Origin of the sequence: Rhodanobacter sp. IGA1.0 (genome assembly GCF_040208325.1) — a bacterium.
Classification (GTDB): domain Bacteria; phylum Pseudomonadota; class Gammaproteobacteria; order Xanthomonadales; family Rhodanobacteraceae; genus Rhodanobacter; species Rhodanobacter spathiphylli.
The window spans coordinates 3,449,863-3,466,272 of the sequence record NZ_CP157948.1 but is presented as its reverse complement, the minus strand read 5'-3'; the positions used below and the strand labels follow the sequence as shown (position 1 = coordinate 3,466,272).

Below are 16,410 nucleotides of genomic sequence, written 5' to 3'. Positions count from 1 at the left end.
GCCTTCGAGGCGGGACACCGCGTCAGCGGTCAGAGCTGATTCCGGCCGAGCCAAGCAGCTCCTGCAATTCGCCCAACTGTGCCGCGTACTTCTTCCAGCGCCCCACCGCGGCCTGATGGATCGGTGCGCGCACCTGCACTGCGCTGGCCGTGGTCGCGGGTGCCCTGTTGTGCTCGGAGTGCAGGCATGCGTCGTTCCAAGGAAGGCGGCAATGTTCCAGCAACTGGCGGGTGCTGGTCTCGGGCTCCGTCACCAGGGTTTCATAGTCCACCTCAAGGATGCGGCCAGGCAGGACACGTTGCCAGTGCGCCATCAATCGGTCGAAAAGGATGTAATAGCGACCGGTGTCGAGCAGGTCGAAAGAGTAGCCGTGGAGCGGCGAACTCTCCGTAAACGGCTCACGAAAATTGCTGAGGCAACTGTCCAGTGGATTGCGTCGCAAACAAATCATCTTCGCGTTGGGCAAGGCGTTCGCGATGAAGCCGGCATAGAGAAAATTGTGAGGCAGTTTGTCGATGAATCGCGGCTTCAGGCTGGTCGCGGGTCGCGTGCTGGAGAGATAGAGATCGCCCAGCTGCTGCCAGTGAATATGGCGAGTGCGATCGATCACGTTCGCATCCAGCATCACCGGAGAGCGGCCACCGGAAAGACGCTCCAGCATGACGCCGAAGTTTTGCAGTTCACCCGCTGCATAGACTTCCGGGTGACTGGACAGAATGCGCTCGACCAGAGTGGTGCCTGTGCGCGGCATGCCCATGACGAAGATTGGCTCATCGGACAGACAGGCCGATGGCTGCGGCTGGACTTCGGGAAAGCGGTGGATCAGCGCCTCCACCACAGCTTCATCGCGTTGAATCGAATATTGCCTTGCGCCGCGGTTTGCAGCCTTGCCGGTCACCAGATGTTCAAATGCCTTGGCATACTCGCCAAGATCTTCGTATTCCTTGGCCAGTGCCGTGTGCAGTTGGAACTTTGCACGCGGATCATCCGCCTGCCGTGCGAGTGCCCGAAGGTGTTCGACATGGTTGCGGGCCGGGCTCTGTCGGCGCAGCCGCGAACGCACGTTGTACGCAGGCCAGTAGTCCGGTGCCAGCGCCAGACAGGCGTCAAGCTCGCGTTCGGCCAGCACGACATCACCGCTCAATACCAGCGAGGTGGCGTAATTGAAGCGACAGGTCGGATTGTCGGGGAGCAGGCCTGCGGCCCGTCGATATAGTACACCGGCCCGCTCATGCGCATGGCACTGCATGTAGACCGTCCCCAGCAGATCCAGCAGCATCGGATCGGCGGGATCCAGGGACAATGCGACATTGGCAACCTGCAACGCTTCGCCGGTGCGATGGGCGCGTACAAGTGCCCGGGCGAACTGCACCGCATAACCGGCATGCCGTGGCTGCAAACTCGCTGCCTTGTGTAGATGTTCGAGTGCCTGGGGCAACCGACGCAGAGCCATGGCTGCCAGACCGGCCACGTAGTTGGCTTCGGGGTGCCGCGGATCGACCTGCAGTACGCGCATGGCAAGCGAACCGGCCTGCTGCGAGTCCCCCCGGTTCAACGCGGCGCCGGCTTGGGCCAGGAGCTCCTCTGGGGGGTGGTGCGACGTCGCGTTGGTCATGGGATTTCGCAGCTGATTCGGTTGGTGTCGGCGCCGTGCGGTCGATCCGGTTCAGGCACTCCCGGCGCGCGGTAGTCGGGCAATATAGCAAGACGGCGATTTCGCATGGCGGCAAACGACGCGGCGTTTGCCGATTGACACCCGCGCGGCGCCGCACCAAAATGCGCGCGCCCTCCGGCGCGCTTGCGCCGGCCGGCTTCCTGTCCTGACTAACCAAGGCATATGGACGTTTACCCTAGTCGCAACGTCGACATCCGCTCGCTTCGGGTGCCGGCGCCGCATAACAAGTTGAACGCCTGCGGCGACCGCCTGCGGTCGGCTGGTGCTTTCCGCTAGGGAAAGTCCGGCCCACTCCTGAGGACGCCACCGGCGTCGTCATGAGGAGATGGGCTGATGAAGCTCCTTCACGATTTTTTCCGCCTGCACCTTGCAGGCCGGCGCGCGCCCGCCGTTCGCGGCGGGGCCGCCATGCCCGAATTCAGCGTGACCGTGCCCGCGCCCCTGCCGGGCACGCAAGACGTGGCTTGCGCAGAGCGCGACAGCCGTGGCACCGCTCGCCGCGAACCGGCGTCCTTCCTGAAATCCTCCCGTCATCACCGCCGCGGTGCCACGCGCTGATGAAGGCCGGAATCCGCCATCCCGGGTGGCCTCCGCCATCGCCAGGGCCGGCGTAGCCGGCGCCGGCGGGCGCCGTGCGCCGCCCGCCGAAACAGCTTCCGAGTCCCTGCAACTCCTGTTGACGTGACGCCGGCCCGACGTGGCTGGCGCTTCGCCGCATCGCATTCCGCCCCACGGAAACGAAACATGAGCAAGATCCTTCCCACGCCCGCCCACCGCCCGGGTGGCAAGGCCGCCGTCGTGGCCGCGCACGCGTTTCGCGAAAACAGCGCCTTGCTGGCCGAGCTGGAAACCTCGACCGGCGGGCTCGGCGCCGCCCGGATCGAGGCGCGCCTGCATCGCGACGGGGCGAACGAGGTCTCGCACGAAAAGCCGCCCCACTGGACGCTGCAGCTGCTGCACGCCTTCAGGAACCCGTTCATCGTGGTGCTGCTGGTGCTGGCCGGCGTGCAGCTGTTCACCGACGGCGGCGACCTCACCGGGCCGCTGATCATTGCGGTGATGGTCGGCATCAGCGTGCTGCTGAGCTTCACCCAGGAATACCGTTCGACGCGCGCCGCCGAAAGCCTGAAGGCGATGGTGCGCAACACCGCCACGGTGACGCGGCGCGCCTCCGACGGCCACAGCGAGCAGCTCGAGGTGCCGGTGGTCGAACTGGTGGCCGGCGACATCGTGCACCTGGGTGCGGGCGACATGGTGCCTGCCGACCTGCGCCTGCTCGGCGCCAAGGACCTGTTCATCAGCCAGGCGATCCTCACCGGCGAATCGCTGCCGGTCGAGAAGTCCGCGCCCACGCCTGCCCGCGTCGATCCCGCCGCCGGCGGCAATCCGCTGGACCTGGCCAGTGTCTGCTACATGGGCACCAACGTGGTCAGCGGCACCGCCACCGCCGTGGTGGTGGCCACCGGCATGCAGACCTACCTGGGCTCGCTGGCGCACAGCATGTCGGGCCAGCGCGTGCAGACCAGCTTCGATCGCGGGGTGAACTCGGTCAGCTGGCTGCTGATCCGCTTCATGCTGGTGATGGTGCCAGTGGTGATCGCGATCAACTGGATCGACAAGGGCAGCTTCCTGCAGGCCTTCCTGTTCGGCCTTTCCGTCGCGGTGGGCCTGACTCCGGAGATGCTGCCGCTGATCGTCACGGCGAACCTGTCCAAGGGTGCGCTGGCGATGTCGCGGCGCAAGGTGGTGGTGAAGCGGCTCAACGCGATCCAGAACTTCGGCGCGATGGACGTGCTGTGCACCGACAAGACCGGCACGCTGACCCTGGACAGGATCGTGCTGGAGCGCCATCTCGACCTCGACGGCGAGGAGTCGGACGAGGCACTGGAATACGGCTACCTCAACAGCCGCTTCCAGACCGGCCTGAAGAACCTGATGGACAAGGCAGTGCTGGAGCATCGCGACCTTGAGTCGGCGGCCCGGCGCTATCGGGTGATCGACGAAATCCCGTTCGACTTCCAGCGCCGGCGCATGTCGGTGGTGGTCGCCGACGGCGACGGCGAGCATGTGCTGATCTGCAAGGGCGCGGTCGAGGAGATGCTGTCGATCTGCGCATTCGCGAAAACCGGCGACATCACCGAGCCGCTGACCGACGAGCGCCGCCGCGAGATCAAGGCGATGACCCACCGCCTCAACGAGGATGGCCTGCGCGTGCTGGTGGTCGCGGTGCGGCGCGAACCCGCGCACGCGCGCCCCTACGGCGTGGCCGACGAAAGCGGTCTGGTCGCGGTTGGCTGCCTGGCCTTCCTCGATCCGCCGAAGGATTCGGCCGCCACCGCGATTCGCGCGCTCAACCAGCACGGCGTCGAGGTCAAGGTGATCACCGGCGACAACGAGGCGGTGACACGCAAGATCTGCCGCGAGGTCGGGCTCGACGTCACCCATTCGGTCGAGGGCCGCGAGATCGAGGTTCTGGACGATGCCGCACTGGACACCCTGGTGGCACGTGTCACCGTGTTCGCCAAGATGTCGCCGTTGCAGAAGGCCCGCGTGGTGCGTTCGCTGCAGCGGCTCGGCCACACCGTCGGCTTCCTCGGCGACGGCATCAACGATGCGCCGGCACTGCACGACGCCGACGTCGGCATCTCGGTGGATACCGCCACCGACATCGCCAAGGAATCGGCCGACATCATCCTGCTGGAAAAGAACCTGATGGTGCTGGAGGAGGGCGTGCTGGAAGGACGCGTCACCTTCGGCAACATCATGAAGTACATCAAGATGACCGCCAGCTCGAACTTCGGCAACGTGTTCAGCGTGCTGGTGGCCAGCGCCTTCCTGCCGTTCCTGCCGATGCTGCCGCTGCAGATCCTGGTGCAGAACCTGCTGTACGACATCTCGCAGCTGTCGATTCCGTTCGACCGCATGGACGAGGAATACCTGAGCCGGCCGCGCAAGTGGGATGCCGGCGACATCGGCCGTTTCATGGTGTGGATCGGCCCGGTCAGCTCGATCTTCGACATCACCACGTTCTGGCTGATGTGGCACGTCTTCGGCGCCAGCACGGTCGCCCACCAGTCGCTGTTCCAGTCCGGCTGGTTCATCGAGGGCCTGCTGTCGCAGACTCTGATCGTGCACATGATCCGCACCCGGCGCATCCCGTTTGTGCAAAGCATTGCCGCCGCTCCGGTGCTGGGCCTGACCCTCGCGGTCATCGTGATCGGCATGCTTATCCCGTTCAGCGCACTGGGCGCGAAGATCGGCATGGCACCCCTGCCACCGATGTATTTCGCCTGGCTGGCGCTGACCCTGGTCAGCTACTGCGTGCTCACCCAGCTGATGAAACTGATCTACATCCGACGGTACGGCCGCTGGCTATGACCCGCTCGGCGCTCCGGCCTTTTTTGTCGAAGTTCATTCTGTGCGCGATGCTCTTGCTTTGCCCGTAGCATTCAAAGCGAAAAGCTTTCGTCTGCCTATGGCAGCCGAGCCACCTTTCTCTGAGTGGCCAGAGAAACGTGGCCCAAAGAGAGGCCACCCCGCTTCCGCGCCTCGCAGGCATCCTGCCTGCGAGGTTCGCGTGCGGGTTACGGGGTTTGTCGACAGTGCATCCTGCCCTGACGCCAAACTGCCTGACATCCATGTCAGGCACCCTGCGGGCTGATCCTCCACCCGCCCGCCGCTGCAGAGGGGTCCCGGGTAGAGCAGCGGGCCATCGTGGCCCGCACTTTTCAGAAGAGCCGGATCAAGAGCAAAGCGGCGGCGACCCGGAGCTTTTGCTTCGGCTCTGGCTTTTGCCTTTGCCTTTCAGCTTCATCACCGAGTGCGGGCCACGATGGCCCGCTGCTTTACCCGGGGTCCCTTGTGCGGCGGTGAGACGGGGACGACAGGCCGCGCAGCGGGAGTCGACAGGACGTCGACTCCTTTTCGCACGGGCAGGAGGCCCGTTCGAAAAGCCCGGCCCCGGCTCACGGACTTGTTGGGCAGGATGCCCAACAAGCGTCAAGCGGGGTGGCCTTCTCTTTTGGTTACTTTTCTCTTGGCCACGCAAGAGAAAAGTGACTCGGTCGCCGAAGGCGATCGACCGCTCTGCACTTGAGCTTTTGAGTCGCATCGGTAAGGAGAAAAGTAACGTGCCCTCTGCAGGATGACGTCTGAATCCAGCAAAAGCATCGCGTGCGAAACAACCGCTCGACGACACCCCCGAATCAATCCGCGTCGCGATCATCCTCGCCAACGCGGCGCACCCCGCGCGTCGCATATCGACGCGCCACCACTGCGCACACCACCAGTTGCAGCTGATGGAAGATCATCAGCGGCAGCACCAGCGCGCCGAGGCCGCCGAGCTGGCCGGCGAACAGGATCTTGGCCATCGGGATGCCGCTGGCCATGCTCTTCTTCGAACCGCAGAAGACGATCGTGATCTCGTCCTCGCGGGAGAAGCCCAGCCGTCGTGCGGCGCAGGCCAGGATGGGCATCATCAGCGCCAGCAACAGGCCGCACATCGCCAGGGTGGACAGCAGCGCCGAGAGCGGCGTGTCGCGCCACAGGCCTTCGACCACTGCCGCGCTGAAGGCGGTGTAGACCACCAGCAGGATCGTGCCGCGGTCGGTGTAGCCGAGCACGGGCTTGTGCCGATCGATCCAGCCACCGATCCAGCGCCGCGCGCCATGGCCGAGCGCGAACGGCAGCAGCAACTGCAGCACGATGTCCAGCACGCCTTGCCACGAGGCGCCGCCGCCGCGGGTGGCCAGCAGCAGGCCGACCAGCAGCGGGGTCAGCGCGATGCCGATCAGGTTCGACATCGAGGCGCTGACCACGGCGGCCGGGACATTGCCGCCGGCGATCGAGGTGAACGCGATCGACGATTGCACGGTCGAGGGCAGCGCGCAGACGAACAGCAGACCGAGGTAGAGATCCGGCGTGAGCAGCGCGTGGCCCAATGGTCGCAGCGCCAGGCCCAGCAGCGGGAACAGCACGAAGGTGCCGGTGAACACGGTGAGGTGCAGCCGCCAGTGGCTCAGCCCCTGCATGATGGCCGAGCGTGGCAGCTTGGCGCCGTGCAGGAAGAACAGCAGCGCGATGGCCGCGTCGGTGATCCCGTCGAAGATCCGCGCCAGCTCGCCACGGCAAGGCAGCAGCGAGGCCAGCATGACGGTGGCGAGCAGGGCGAGGGTGAAAGGGTCCGGCAGCAGGCGACGCGACGACATGTCGGGTAGTCAGTCCAGCCCGCACTGGTCGCGGTGCTTCCGGCGCCACCACAGCACCAGTCCGATCAGCGCGAGAATGCCGACCAGGGCCCACAGGCTGCTCTGGCCGCGATGGATCCACTTCACCAGCCATGCATGGTTGTCGGCGCCCAGGAAGCCTAGGTAGACCCAGAACGGCACGCTGATCAGCGCGGCCACGGTGTCGATCAGCAGGAAGCGCAGGAACGACACGCGATGGGTCATGCCGGCGGTGAGGTAGATGGTGGTGCGCATGCCGGGCAGGAAGCGGGCGAAGAACAGCACGCGGTTGCCGTAGCGCTGGAACTTGTCCTGCACCTTGCAGTAGCGCGAGGGCGTGAGGATGCGCGCCACGAAACGCCACTTCAGGATGCGCGCGCCGTAATGGTGGCCCAGCAGGAAGATCGCGCAGTCGCCCAGCAGCACGCCGAACATCGCCAGGGCGACCATCACGTGGACGTTTGCATAGCCCAGCCCGGCGATCACGCCGCCGGCGACCAGGGTGATGTCTTCGGGCAGCGGCAGGCCGGCGCCACAGATCATCAGCGCGAGGAAGACGGCAACGTAGCCGTTCTCGGCAAAAATCGTGACGAGGTGTTGCAACAGATCCATCAGTAATCCCGTGCGTCCTGCGTGATCCGCCAGGACGAAGGCAGGCATGATCCCACACCCGCATGACTGCCCGTCCGCGGCGTTACGCCAAAGTGCGCGACGTGGCCGTGCCTGCGGCAGTTCACCGCAGTCACGCCGACGCCACCGGCGGGCGCACGCGGGCGGCCAGCAGTTCGCGCAGTTCGGCCTTCTCGGCGCTGTCCAGCGCGCCTTCGCGGCTCTTCGCGGTGAGCGCATCGCGGCGCTGGGTGACCGCCTGGTCTTCCATGCGCTGCAGGGCATCGAAGAATTCCGCCGCTTGGGCCTCGGCTTCGCCGACGACCGTAGCCGCCATCAGTTTCTGCAGCGACGGGTATTCGGGGCGCTCGGCGAAATGTTCCACCAGCATCGCCGGATTGATGCCGGGCCGTGCGCGCGCCAGGTCGAGCAATTCGGCCAGCAGTTCCACGCCGGGCTTGTCCAGGCGCAGGAAGCGATAGGGCTTTTCCACCTGGTCGGCCAGGCCGGGCTGGGCCAGCAACAGCGAGATTGCGCTGCGCACCAGGCTGCGCTGCACCGCGGTGGGGCGTTGCACCGCGCGGTGCGCGGCCGGGTCGGCCTGCAGCATCGCCCGCGCGCCGCTGCGCTTTTCCAGCTCCTGCGCCATCAGGTCGCGGAATGCGCCGTCGGGCAGCTTGCCGATCAGCGGACGAGCGCGCTCGGCCAGCCTGGCACGGCCGTCGAGGCTGGCCATGTCGACGTCGTGCGACAGTTCGTTGAAGAAATAGTCCGACAGCGGCATCGCTTCCCGGATGCGCTTCTCGAAGCCATCCTTGCCCTCCTTGCGCACCAGCGAGTCCGGGTCCTCGCCGTCGGGCAGGAAGAGGAAGTACGCCTGGCGACCGTCGCGCAGGCGCGGCAGCGCGGATTCCAGCGCCTTCCACGCGGCGGCGCGGCCGGCGCGGTCGCCGTCGAAGCAGAACACCACGTCCGGCGCGGCACGGAACAGCACCTCGGTGTGTTCCGGCGTGGTCGCCGTGCCCAGCGTGGCCACCGCAATCGGCAGCCCGGCCTGGTGCAGCGCGATCACGTCCATGTAGCCCTCGACCACCACGATGCGGGCCAGGCTCTGGTTGGCCTGCTTCACCTGCCACAGCGCGAAGAGTTCGCGGCCCTTGTGGAACAGCGGGGTCTCGGGCGAGTTGAGGTATTTCGGAGATTGTTCGGAGCTCAGGACGCGGCCGCCGAACGCGATCACCCTGCCGCGGCGGTCGAGGATCGGGAACATCAGTCGCTCGCGGAAGCGGTCGTACTTGCTGCCGCGCTCGCTGGAGGCGACCATGCCGGCCTCGTTCAGCAGCTCCATCCGGCGCGGCGTGTTGCCCAGCGCCTTGATCACGCCGTCGTAGCCGGCCGGTGCCCAGCCGAGGCGGAAACGCCTGATCGTCTCGGCGTCCAGTCCGCGCTTCTTGCAATAGGCCTGGGCATCGCCGCTGCGCGGCAGCTCGCCTTCGTACCAGCCGGCGGCGGCATCCAGCAGCGCGTAGAGATCGGTCTTGTCCTCGCGGGGCGCCGCTTCGCGGCCGCCTTCGCGGGGCACGGTCAGGCCCACCGTCTGCGCCAGCTCCTCGACGGCGTCGGGAAACTCCAGCCGGTCGTAGTCCATCAGGAACTTGATCGCGCTGCCGTGCACGCCGCAACCGAAGCAGTGGAAGAACTGCTTGGCCGGGCTGACGTAGAACGACGGCGAGCGCTCGTTGTGGAACGGACAGCATGCCGTCCACTCGCGTCCGGCCTTCTTCAACGGCACCCGCCGCTCGATCACGTCGACGATATCGACGCGGGCAAGCAGTTCATCGATGAAGCTGTCGGGGATCAGGCCACGCATAAGCGGCCTAGTTTAGTCGGTCGGCGCCCCCGCCGCGTCCGCGGACTGCGCTAATCTCGGCCGGGGTCTCAACGGGAATGTGACGACGATGGCTGGATGGCTGTTCCGCCCGGCGGCCGCCTCCGACGTGGAGGCGGCGGTGCCGCTGATCCACAGCTCGGGGCCGGCGGCCTTCGACTATGTTTTCGCGGTGCCGGGCGTGGGTGATGCGCAGGCCTTCCTGCGGCGGGCCTTCGTCGACGGCGCGGGCGAGTTTGGCTGGCGCAACCACGTGGTGGGCGAGCGTGATGGTGTGGTGGTGGCGGTCGGGGCGGGCTACGGCGGCGACACCAAGTGGCCGTTCACCCTGGCGGCGGCGCGGCAGATCGTGCGCCATTTCGGCTGGCGTCATGCGCCCGGGGTGATCGGGCGTGGCCTGCGCACGGAATCGGTGATCCCGCCGCCGGCCGGTGACCTGTATTACCTGGGGCATCTGGGTGTGAGCCCGGCCCTGCGCGGCAAGGGTGCGGGCACCGCCCTGGTCGCCCACCTGCTGGCGCAGCGGCCGGCGGCTGCGCTCGGCCCCGTCGTGCTGGACGTGGCCGTGACCAATCCCGATGCCCAGCGCCTCTATCAGCGGCTGGGGTTCGTGGTGACCGCCGAGCGCCCATCGAAGCTGGCCAATCCGCAGGGCCTCGTGCCGGGCCACCGGCGCATGCAATGGCAGGCGCCGGCGGAGCACGACTAGAGGATGTGGAAGACGCCGATCACCGCCAGCAAGGCCAGCAGGAACAGGATCACGAAGCAGGCGAACAGCACCTTGGCGATGGTCGCGCTGGCGCCCGACACGCCACCGAAGCCGAGCCAGCCGGTGACCAGCGAGATGATGGCGAAAATGATGGCCCACTTCAGCATGACGATCTCCTGCAACGGTTGTGCGGTGGGATTCCACCGCCTCGGCACGCTTTGTAACGTGAGTGGCGTGAAGCCGATGCATCACGCCGCTTGCCCGCGCCGTCTGGCCGCGGCAAGCTGCCGGGCCAGCCGGGAGTGACGAATCGTGGTGATCAACGCGGTGATGATGGTGATGCAGCGGAAGATTGTCCGCGCCTTCGAACGGGCGGCGGCGACCACGCCCGCCACCGCGTGCCGCCCGGAACAGCTGGGCCTGAAACAGGGCGTGGCCTGGTATCCGCTGGTGCAGCACGCGGTGCTGCGCTGCCCCGGCGAGGGGCGTTATTTCCTGGACGTGGCGAACTGGCAGCGGCTGCGCCGACGTCGCCAGCGCGTGGCGCTGGTGGTGCTGGCGATCCTGCTCGGCCTGCTGGCGTTGATGGTGCTGTTGCGACAGGGCTGAGGCAGCGCATGCCGCGAACGGAGATCAGCCGGCCAGGCGGCTCTTGATGCGGCCCGACACCACGCCCATGTCGGCGCGGCCGGCGGCCTTCTCCTTCACCGCAGCCACCACCTTGCCCATGTCGCGCGGCGAGCTGGCCCCGGTTTCGGCGATGGCAGCGGTGATCAGCGCGTCGATCTCGGCCTCGTCCAGCTTGGTGGGCAGATAGGTCTCGATCACCACCATCTCGGCGCGCTCGATCGCCGACAGGTCGTCGCGACCGGCCGCGTCGAACTGGCTGACCGAGTCCTTGCGCTGCTTCATCATCTTCTCGAGCGTGGCCAGCACCTGGACGTCGTCGAGTTCGATCCGCTCATCGACCTCGCGCTGCTTGATCGCGGCCAGCATCAGCCGGATCACGCCCAGCTGGTGCTTTTCGCCGGCGCGCATGGCGTTCTTCATGTCTTCGGTGAGCTGCTGCTTGAGCGTCATGGACGGGGCCTTATGGGATGAATGGACCATTCTACGGAAACGACAAAGCCGGCGTTGCCCCTGGGGACAACACCGGCCATGTCGTATCGGCTGTGCCTGCGGTGGCTGCGAGCGGCTCTCGTCGAAGAGCTGGCGCCGACCGTGTTTCCGGGTGCGCAGCGCCGGGGCGCCGCATGACCTGCCGGGCGACAGGTCGGGAAACTCAGTACAGGCGAACCTTGCGCGAAACGTCGCGCGACAGACGGCGCAGGTGACGCTTCACGGCGGCAGCGCGCTTGCGCTTGCGTTCCTGGGTCGGCTTCTCGTAGAACTCGCGCTTGCGCGTTTCGGCCAGGACGCCGGCCTTTTCGCAGGTACGCTTGAAACGACGCAGTGCGATCTCGAACGGCTCGTTCTCGCGAACTTTTACGTTGGGCATGGAAACTCCGGGTGGTAATCTGCCTGCTCTTGCAGGACAGTGGAATGTGGTGAGCCGGGAATTATACCGTGCATGAAGAAGAATTTTCAAAGGCCGGGCCGATGAAGCCGATTCTGGGCATCGAGAGCTCCTGCGACGAGACCGGCGTGGCGCTGTTGCGCTGGCAGCCTGACGCGCCCGGGAAGGGCCTGCTGGCCCATGCGCTGTACAGCCAGATCAAGCTGCATGCCGATTACGGCGGCGTGGTGCCGGAGCTGGCCAGCCGCGACCACGTGCGCAAGCTGGTGCCGCTGATCCGCGAGGCGCTGGCCGAGGCCGGGCTGACCGTGCAGGACCTGGGCGGGGTCGCCTACACCGCCGGGCCGGGCCTGGTCGGCGCCCTGCTGGTCGGCGCGTCGCTGGGCCGGGCGCTGGCCTGGGCACTGGGCGTGCCCGCGATCGGGGTGCATCACATGGAAGGCCACCTGCTGGCGCCGCTGCTGGAGGAAAACCCGCCGGAGCCGCCGTTCGTGGCCTTGCTGGTATCCGGCGGCCATTCGCTGCTGGTCGAGGTGAAGGCGATCGGCCAGTACACGATCCTGGGCGACACCCTGGATGACGCGGCCGGCGAGGCGTTCGACAAGACCGCCAAGCTGATGGGGCTGCCATATCCGGGCGGCCCGGCGCTGGCGAAACTGGCCGAGCAGGGCAGTGCCGGCGCGTACCGCTTCTCCCGCCCGATGACCGACCGGCCCGGACTGGATTTCAGCTTTTCCGGCCTGAAGACCCAGGTGCTGCTGGCCTGGCAGAAATCCGACCAGAGCGAACAGACCCGCGCCGACATCGCCCGTGCCTTCCAGGAGGCGATCGTCGACACGCTGATCATCAAGTGCCGCCGCGCCCTGGAAGCCAGCGGCGCGCGCCGGCTGGTGATCGCCGGCGGCGTGGGCGCGAACCGGCATCTGCGCAGCGAACTGGCCAGGGCCGGCGAGAAGGACGGCTTCCGGGCGTATTTCCCGCGGCTGGATTTCTGCACCGACAACGGCGCAATGATCGCGCTGGCCGGCGCGATCCGCCTGGCCAGCGGCCAGCACCAGGACGAAACCATCCAGGTCCGCCCCCGCTGGGATCTGCAGACGCTGCCGGCGGCATAGCGCGGCATGGCGACGGGCGGCTACCGCCTTTTTGCCGTCATTCCCGCGAAAGCGGGAATCCATCTTGATGTTTCGGCACGGTGGAAGATGGATGACCAGCTTCGCTGTTGACAAAGCGCATCCCGCTTTCGCGGGAACGGCGGCTGTTGAAACGTGGCATCCGGCGGCGACTCACCACTGCGTGCGCCCCGGCAACAGCCCCTTCAGTTCCGCTTCGGTGAGGTTGCGCCACTGGCCGGGTTTCAGGTGGGCCAGCTTGACGTTGTCGATGCGCACGCGGCGCAGCTGGGTCACCCGGTAGCCGAACGCGGCGGCCATCAGCCGGATCTGGCGGTTGAGGCCCTGGGTCAGCACGATCGAGAAGCCGAACTTGGCGATCCGGCGCACGCGGCAACGCTGGGTCATCTGGCCGTGGATGCGCACGCCCTTGCTCATGCCGGCCAGGAATTCGTCGGTCACCGCCTTGTTCACGCCGACCAGATACTCCTTCTCGTGGTGGTTCTCCGCGCGGAGGATCTCGTTGACGATGTCGCCGTTGCTGGTCAGCAGGATCAGCCCCTCGGAATCCTTGTCCAGCCGGCCGATCGGAAAGATCCGCTGCGGATGGTCGATGAAGTCCACGATGTTGCCGTCCACGCCCTGGTCGGTGGTGCAGGTGATTCCGACCGGCTTGTTCAGCGCGATGTAGATCGCCTTCTTCGCGCCCGGCGTGGCGGCCAGCACGCGCGCCTTGACGATCTCGCCATCGACGCGTACCTCGTCGCCCTCCAGCGCCTTGGCGCCGGTGGAGACGACTTCGCCGTTGATGCTGACCCGGCCGGCCAGCAGCAACTCGTCCGCCTCGCGGCGCGAACACAGGCCGGCTTCGCTGATGTACTTGTTGACGCGCATAGGGCAGGAGTGAGGGTGGAGGAGTGAGAAATGAGAGAGAGCCAGGGCGATCCTGCGACTCACGCAAATGTACAGGACGGTGACTCGGGAAAGCGGAGCGAGAGGTGGAAGTGAGCGGAGGTGCCGTTCTCTCGTTTCTCACTCCCCCCACTCACTTCTCGCCCTACGACCTCAGCCCCACGCCGCGCTTGAGCAACTGCAGCGCGGCGATGGTCAGTCCGGCGATGAACACCAGCATCACCGCAAACGCGCCACCCACCGACACGTCACTGATGCCCAGCACGCCGTAACGGAATACATTGACCACGTACAGGATCGGGTTGGCGTGGGAGATGGCGCGCCACGGCTCGCCCAGCATGTTGATCGAATAGAACACGCCGCCGAGGTAGGTCAGCGGGGTGATCACGAAGGTCGGCACCAGCGCGATGTCGTCGAACTTGCTCGCGAATACGGCATTGATGAAACCGGCCAGCGCGAAGATGACCGCGCCCAGGGTGACCGCGGCCAGCGCCACCAGCGGGTGCGCCACGTGCAGCGAGGTGAAGAACAGCGCCACCAGCAGCACCAGCGCGCCGACCACCAGGGCGCGCGCCACCGCGCCGATCACGTAGCCGTAGAGGATCGCCCAGTTGGCCATCGGCGACACCAGCATTTCCTCCACCGAGCGCTGGAACTTGGCGCCGTAGAACGAGCTGGAAATGTTCATGTAGCTGTTGTTGATGACGCTCATCATCACCAGGCCAGGCACGATGTACTGCATGTAGCTGAAGCCGCCCTCGACGATGCCGATGCGGCTGCCGATCAGCTTGCCGAAGATGATGAAGTACAGCGTCATCGTGATGATGGGGGGGATCAGCGTCTGCGTCCAGATGCGCACGATCCGCACGACTTCGCGGCGTGCCACGGTGTACAGCGCGACCAGGTTGGTCGAGGCGTTCATGCCGTTTTCTCCCGGGCCGGCGCACGGCCTTGCTCCACCAGTCGCACGAACAGCTCCTCCAGTCGGTTGGTCTTGGTGCGCATCGAGTTCACCGTGATGCCGCCGGCGGTCAGTGCGCCAAACAGCGCGTTGAGGTTCTGCGTGCGTGCCATTTCCGCCTCCAGCGTGCGCTCGTCGATGCGACGGAAGCCGATGCCGTCCAGTTGCGGCAGCTCGGCCGGTACCTCGCTGACGTCGAGCACGAAGGTCTCCACGTCCAGCGTGGCCAGCAGGCGCTTCATGCTGGTGTTCTCGATGATGGTGCCGTGGTCGATGATCGCGATGTTGCGGCACAGCGACTCGGCCTCCTCCAGGTAATGCGTGGTCAGGATCACCGTGGTGCCGGCCGCGTTGATCGCGCTGACGAACTGCCACATCGAGCGGCGGATCTCGATGTCGACGCCGGCGGTGGGCTCGTCCAGGATCAGCAGCTTCGGCTCGTTCATCATCGCGCGGGCGATCATCAGCCGCCGCTTCATGCCGCCGGACATCTCGCGCGCCTGGTGGAACGCCTTGTCCCACAGCCGCAGTTCCTTCAGGTACTTTTCCGCGCGCTCCGCAGCGAGCTTGCGCGGGATGCCGTAGAAGCCCGCCTCGTTGACGCAGATGTCGAACGGCTTCTCGAACTGGTTGAAGTTGATCTCCTGCGGCACCAGCCCGATCAGCTTCATCGCCTCGCTGCGCTGCTTGTTCACCGACACGCCGAACACCCGGGCGTCACCGTCGGTGGCGTTCACCAGCGACGACAGGATGCCGATCAGGGTCGACTTGCCGGCCCCGTTGGGGCCGAGCAGGGCGAAGAAATCGCCGGGCTGCACGGTCAGGCTGATGCCTTTCAGCGCTTCGACGCCATTGCGATAGGTTTTGCGCAGATTGTCGACGACAAGTGCGGGTGCCGTGGGGCGGATTTCCGGGGACATGGGCTGCACCGAGAGGGTTAGCCCTTATTATAGCGGGCCAAGCCGCACCGCCCGAGCCTGTCTGGCGGCACACACTGTTTCCGCACGTACCGTTTCAGGGATGCCATGGCCGATCATTTCCAGCTCCGTCTTGTCGACAGCGTCATGCTGGCGCCCACCGTGCGCCATCTGGTGTTCGAGCGCGTCGACGGCCAGCCGCTGGCCTTCCAGCCCGGCCAGTTCCTGCAGGTGCACTTCCACTATGACGACGGCACCGCGACCAAGCGCAGCTATTCGGTAGGCAGCGTCGGCGACGGCAGCTCGCCGACCGCACTGACGGAAGTCGGTCGCATCGAGATCGCGGTGAGCTACGTGGAAGGCGGCGCGGCGACGAAACTGCTGGGCGAGCTGCCGCACGGCGGCGTGATCGACGCCAGCGGCCCGTACGGCCGCTTCTGCCTGCAGGAAACGGACACCCATCCGCGCTACCTGCTGCTGGCCACCGGCACCGGCGTCACCCCGTACCGGGCCATGCTGCCGCAGATCGAAAAGCTGCTGGCCGCCGGTGATCGCGAAGTGGTGCTGTTGTACGGCGCCCGCAACGAAACCGAGCTGCTCTACGGCGAGGAGTTCGAGGCCTTCGCCCAGGCCCATCCGGGCTTCCACTTCCATGGCTGCCTCAGCCGCGAAGCCCGCGCCGTGCCCCGCAGCAGCGACCGCAGCGGCCACGTGCAGCACGTCCTGGCCGAACTCGGCCCCCACGCTGACCGCGACATCGCCTACCTGTGCGGCAACCCGAACATGGTCGACGCCGCCTTCGCCGCGCTGCAGGAGTTTGGCCTGCCGGTGAAACAGATCAGGCGGGAGAAGTACATTTCGTCGCGTTGAAACGGTCGTCAGGGGT

At 66.4% G+C, this 16,410-nt stretch carries 16 protein-coding genes; 6 read left to right on the top strand and 10 right to left on the bottom strand.

Going from position 1 to position 16,410, the window contains the following annotated elements; translation table 11 throughout:
* Positions 1–22: 22 nt before the first annotated feature.
* A complete protein-coding gene (locus tag ABNK63_RS15625) occupies positions 23–1,615 on the bottom strand; it encodes a sulfotransferase (protein ID WP_350016141.1) in 1,593 nt (530 codons plus the stop codon).
* Between the two features lie 393 nt (positions 1,616–2,008).
* On the opposite strand from ABNK63_RS15625, the gene ABNK63_RS15620 reads away from it, so the two are divergent.
* Together ABNK63_RS15620 and mgtA are read left to right on the top strand one after the other, a co-directional pair.
* Entirely contained in the window at positions 2,009–2,233 is a 225-nt protein-coding gene (locus ABNK63_RS15620; RefSeq protein ID WP_007806720.1) for a hypothetical protein, read from the top strand.
* 186 nt (positions 2,234–2,419) lie between these two features.
* Positions 2,420–5,053, top strand: a complete 2,634-nt coding sequence (gene mgtA / locus ABNK63_RS15615; protein WP_350016140.1) for a magnesium-translocating P-type ATPase — start codon at positions 2,420–2,422, stop codon at positions 5,051–5,053.
* A gap of 827 nt (positions 5,054–5,880) precedes the next feature.
* Here the strand turns inward: mgtA and ABNK63_RS15610 are convergent.
* The 3 genes from ABNK63_RS15610 to dnaG form a co-directional block, all read right to left on the bottom strand.
* A complete protein-coding gene (locus tag ABNK63_RS15610; protein ID WP_007806718.1) occupies positions 5,881–6,882 on the bottom strand; it encodes a bile acid:sodium symporter family protein in 1,002 nt (333 codons plus the stop codon).
* Positions 6,883–6,891: 9 nt separating this feature from the next.
* Positions 6,892–7,512: a DedA family protein gene (locus ABNK63_RS15605; protein ID WP_007806717.1), complete on the bottom strand. Its 621-nt coding sequence runs from the start codon at positions 7,510–7,512 to the stop codon at positions 6,892–6,894.
* 130 nt (positions 7,513–7,642) lie between these two features.
* Positions 7,643–9,379, bottom strand: a complete 1,737-nt coding sequence (dnaG, locus tag ABNK63_RS15600; RefSeq protein WP_007806716.1) for a DNA primase — start codon at positions 9,377–9,379, stop codon at positions 7,643–7,645.
* An 88-nt stretch (positions 9,380–9,467) separates the two neighbouring features.
* Here dnaG and ABNK63_RS15595 point away from each other — a divergent pair, with 88 nt between their 5' ends.
* Entirely contained in the window at positions 9,468–10,106 is a 639-nt protein-coding gene (locus ABNK63_RS15595) for an N-acetyltransferase (protein ID WP_007806715.1), read from the top strand.
* Here ABNK63_RS15595 and ABNK63_RS15590 read toward each other — a convergent pair.
* Positions 10,103–10,273, bottom strand: coding sequence for a DUF1328 domain-containing protein (locus ABNK63_RS15590; protein WP_040673033.1), 171 nt, complete (start codon positions 10,271–10,273; stop codon positions 10,103–10,105). The two genes, ABNK63_RS15595 and ABNK63_RS15590, sit on opposite strands and share 4 nt — an antisense overlap.
* Before the next feature lie 145 nt (positions 10,274–10,418).
* On the opposite strand from ABNK63_RS15590, the gene ABNK63_RS15585 reads away from it, so the two are divergent.
* Positions 10,419–10,715 (top strand): hypothetical protein, encoded by a 297-nt coding sequence (locus ABNK63_RS15585; RefSeq protein WP_007806713.1) that lies wholly within the window; start codon positions 10,419–10,421, stop codon positions 10,713–10,715.
* A gap of 24 nt (positions 10,716–10,739) precedes the next feature.
* On the opposite strand, the gene ABNK63_RS15580 is transcribed toward ABNK63_RS15585, so the two are convergent.
* Both ABNK63_RS15580 and rpsU read right to left on the bottom strand, forming a co-directional pair.
* On the bottom strand, positions 10,740–11,186 hold the full coding sequence (locus tag ABNK63_RS15580) for a GatB/YqeY domain-containing protein (RefSeq protein ID WP_007806711.1): 447 nt from the start codon (positions 11,184–11,186) through the stop codon (positions 10,740–10,742).
* Positions 11,187–11,388: 202 nt separating this feature from the next.
* Complete coding sequence (gene rpsU / locus ABNK63_RS15575) at positions 11,389–11,604, bottom strand: 30S ribosomal protein S21 (RefSeq protein WP_007081639.1); 216 nt, start codon at positions 11,602–11,604, stop codon at positions 11,389–11,391.
* 101 nt (positions 11,605–11,705) lie between these two features.
* Here rpsU and tsaD point away from each other — a divergent pair, with 101 nt between their 5' ends.
* Positions 11,706–12,737 carry a tRNA (adenosine(37)-N6)-threonylcarbamoyltransferase complex transferase subunit TsaD gene (gene tsaD, locus ABNK63_RS15570; RefSeq protein ID WP_007806709.1) on the top strand — a complete coding sequence of 344 codons (1,032 nt, stop codon included), beginning with the start codon at positions 11,706–11,708 and terminating at the stop codon, positions 12,735–12,737.
* 171 nt (positions 12,738–12,908) lie between these two features.
* Here the strand turns inward: tsaD and ABNK63_RS15565 are convergent, their stop codons facing one another.
* The 3 genes from ABNK63_RS15565 to ABNK63_RS15555 form a co-directional block, all read right to left on the bottom strand.
* Complete coding sequence (locus ABNK63_RS15565; protein ID WP_007806707.1) at positions 12,909–13,628, bottom strand: pseudouridine synthase; 720 nt, start codon at positions 13,626–13,628, stop codon at positions 12,909–12,911.
* A gap of 163 nt (positions 13,629–13,791) precedes the next feature.
* Positions 13,792–14,568 carry an ABC transporter permease gene (locus ABNK63_RS15560; RefSeq protein WP_350016139.1) on the bottom strand — a complete coding sequence of 259 codons (777 nt, stop codon included), beginning with the start codon at positions 14,566–14,568 and terminating at the stop codon, positions 13,792–13,794.
* Positions 14,565–15,527, bottom strand: a complete 963-nt coding sequence (locus tag ABNK63_RS15555; protein ID WP_350016138.1) for an ABC transporter ATP-binding protein — start codon at positions 15,525–15,527, stop codon at positions 14,565–14,567. The genes ABNK63_RS15560 and ABNK63_RS15555 overlap by 4 nt, the downstream gene beginning before the upstream one ends.
* A 105-nt stretch (positions 15,528–15,632) precedes the next feature.
* On the opposite strand from ABNK63_RS15555, the gene ABNK63_RS15550 reads away from it, so the two are divergent.
* A complete protein-coding gene (locus tag ABNK63_RS15550) occupies positions 15,633–16,394 on the top strand; it encodes an FAD-binding oxidoreductase (RefSeq protein WP_350016137.1) in 762 nt (253 codons plus the stop codon).
* The last annotated feature ends 16 nt before the right edge of the window (positions 16,395–16,410 follow it).

Excerpts from the sequence above, each read along its gene's own strand:
- tsaD (WP_007806709.1), top strand. The coding sequence starts at position 11,706 with ATGAAGCCGATTCTGGGCATCGAGAGCTCCTGCGACGAGACCGGCGTG.
- ABNK63_RS15625 (WP_350016141.1), bottom strand. The coding sequence starts at position 1,615 with ATGACCAACGCGACGTCGCACCACCCCCCAGAGGAGCTCCTGGCCCAA.
- ABNK63_RS15620 (WP_007806720.1), top strand. The coding sequence starts at position 2,009 with ATGAAGCTCCTTCACGATTTTTTCCGCCTGCACCTTGCAGGCCGGCGC.
- dnaG (WP_007806716.1), bottom strand. The coding sequence starts at position 9,379 with ATGCGTGGCCTGATCCCCGACAGCTTCATCGATGAACTGCTTGCCCGC.
- ABNK63_RS15605 (WP_007806717.1), bottom strand. The coding sequence starts at position 7,512 with ATGGATCTGTTGCAACACCTCGTCACGATTTTTGCCGAGAACGGCTAC.
- ABNK63_RS15595 (WP_007806715.1), top strand. The coding sequence starts at position 9,468 with ATGGCTGGATGGCTGTTCCGCCCGGCGGCCGCCTCCGACGTGGAGGCG.
- ABNK63_RS15565 (WP_007806707.1), bottom strand. The coding sequence starts at position 13,628 with ATGCGCGTCAACAAGTACATCAGCGAAGCCGGCCTGTGTTCGCGCCGC.
- ABNK63_RS15590 (WP_040673033.1), bottom strand. The coding sequence starts at position 10,273 with ATGCTGAAGTGGGCCATCATTTTCGCCATCATCTCGCTGGTCACCGGC.
- ABNK63_RS15580 (WP_007806711.1), bottom strand. The coding sequence starts at position 11,186 with ATGACGCTCAAGCAGCAGCTCACCGAAGACATGAAGAACGCCATGCGC.
- rpsU (WP_007081639.1), bottom strand. The coding sequence starts at position 11,604 with ATGCCCAACGTAAAAGTTCGCGAGAACGAGCCGTTCGAGATCGCACTG.
- mgtA (WP_350016140.1), top strand. The coding sequence starts at position 2,420 with ATGAGCAAGATCCTTCCCACGCCCGCCCACCGCCCGGGTGGCAAGGCC.
- ABNK63_RS15560 (WP_350016139.1), bottom strand. The coding sequence starts at position 14,568 with ATGAACGCCTCGACCAACCTGGTCGCGCTGTACACCGTGGCACGCCGC.
- ABNK63_RS15555 (WP_350016138.1), bottom strand. The coding sequence starts at position 15,527 with ATGTCCCCGGAAATCCGCCCCACGGCACCCGCACTTGTCGTCGACAAT.
- ABNK63_RS15610 (WP_007806718.1), bottom strand. The coding sequence starts at position 6,882 with ATGTCGTCGCGTCGCCTGCTGCCGGACCCTTTCACCCTCGCCCTGCTC.
- ABNK63_RS15550 (WP_350016137.1), top strand. The coding sequence starts at position 15,633 with ATGGCCGATCATTTCCAGCTCCGTCTTGTCGACAGCGTCATGCTGGCG.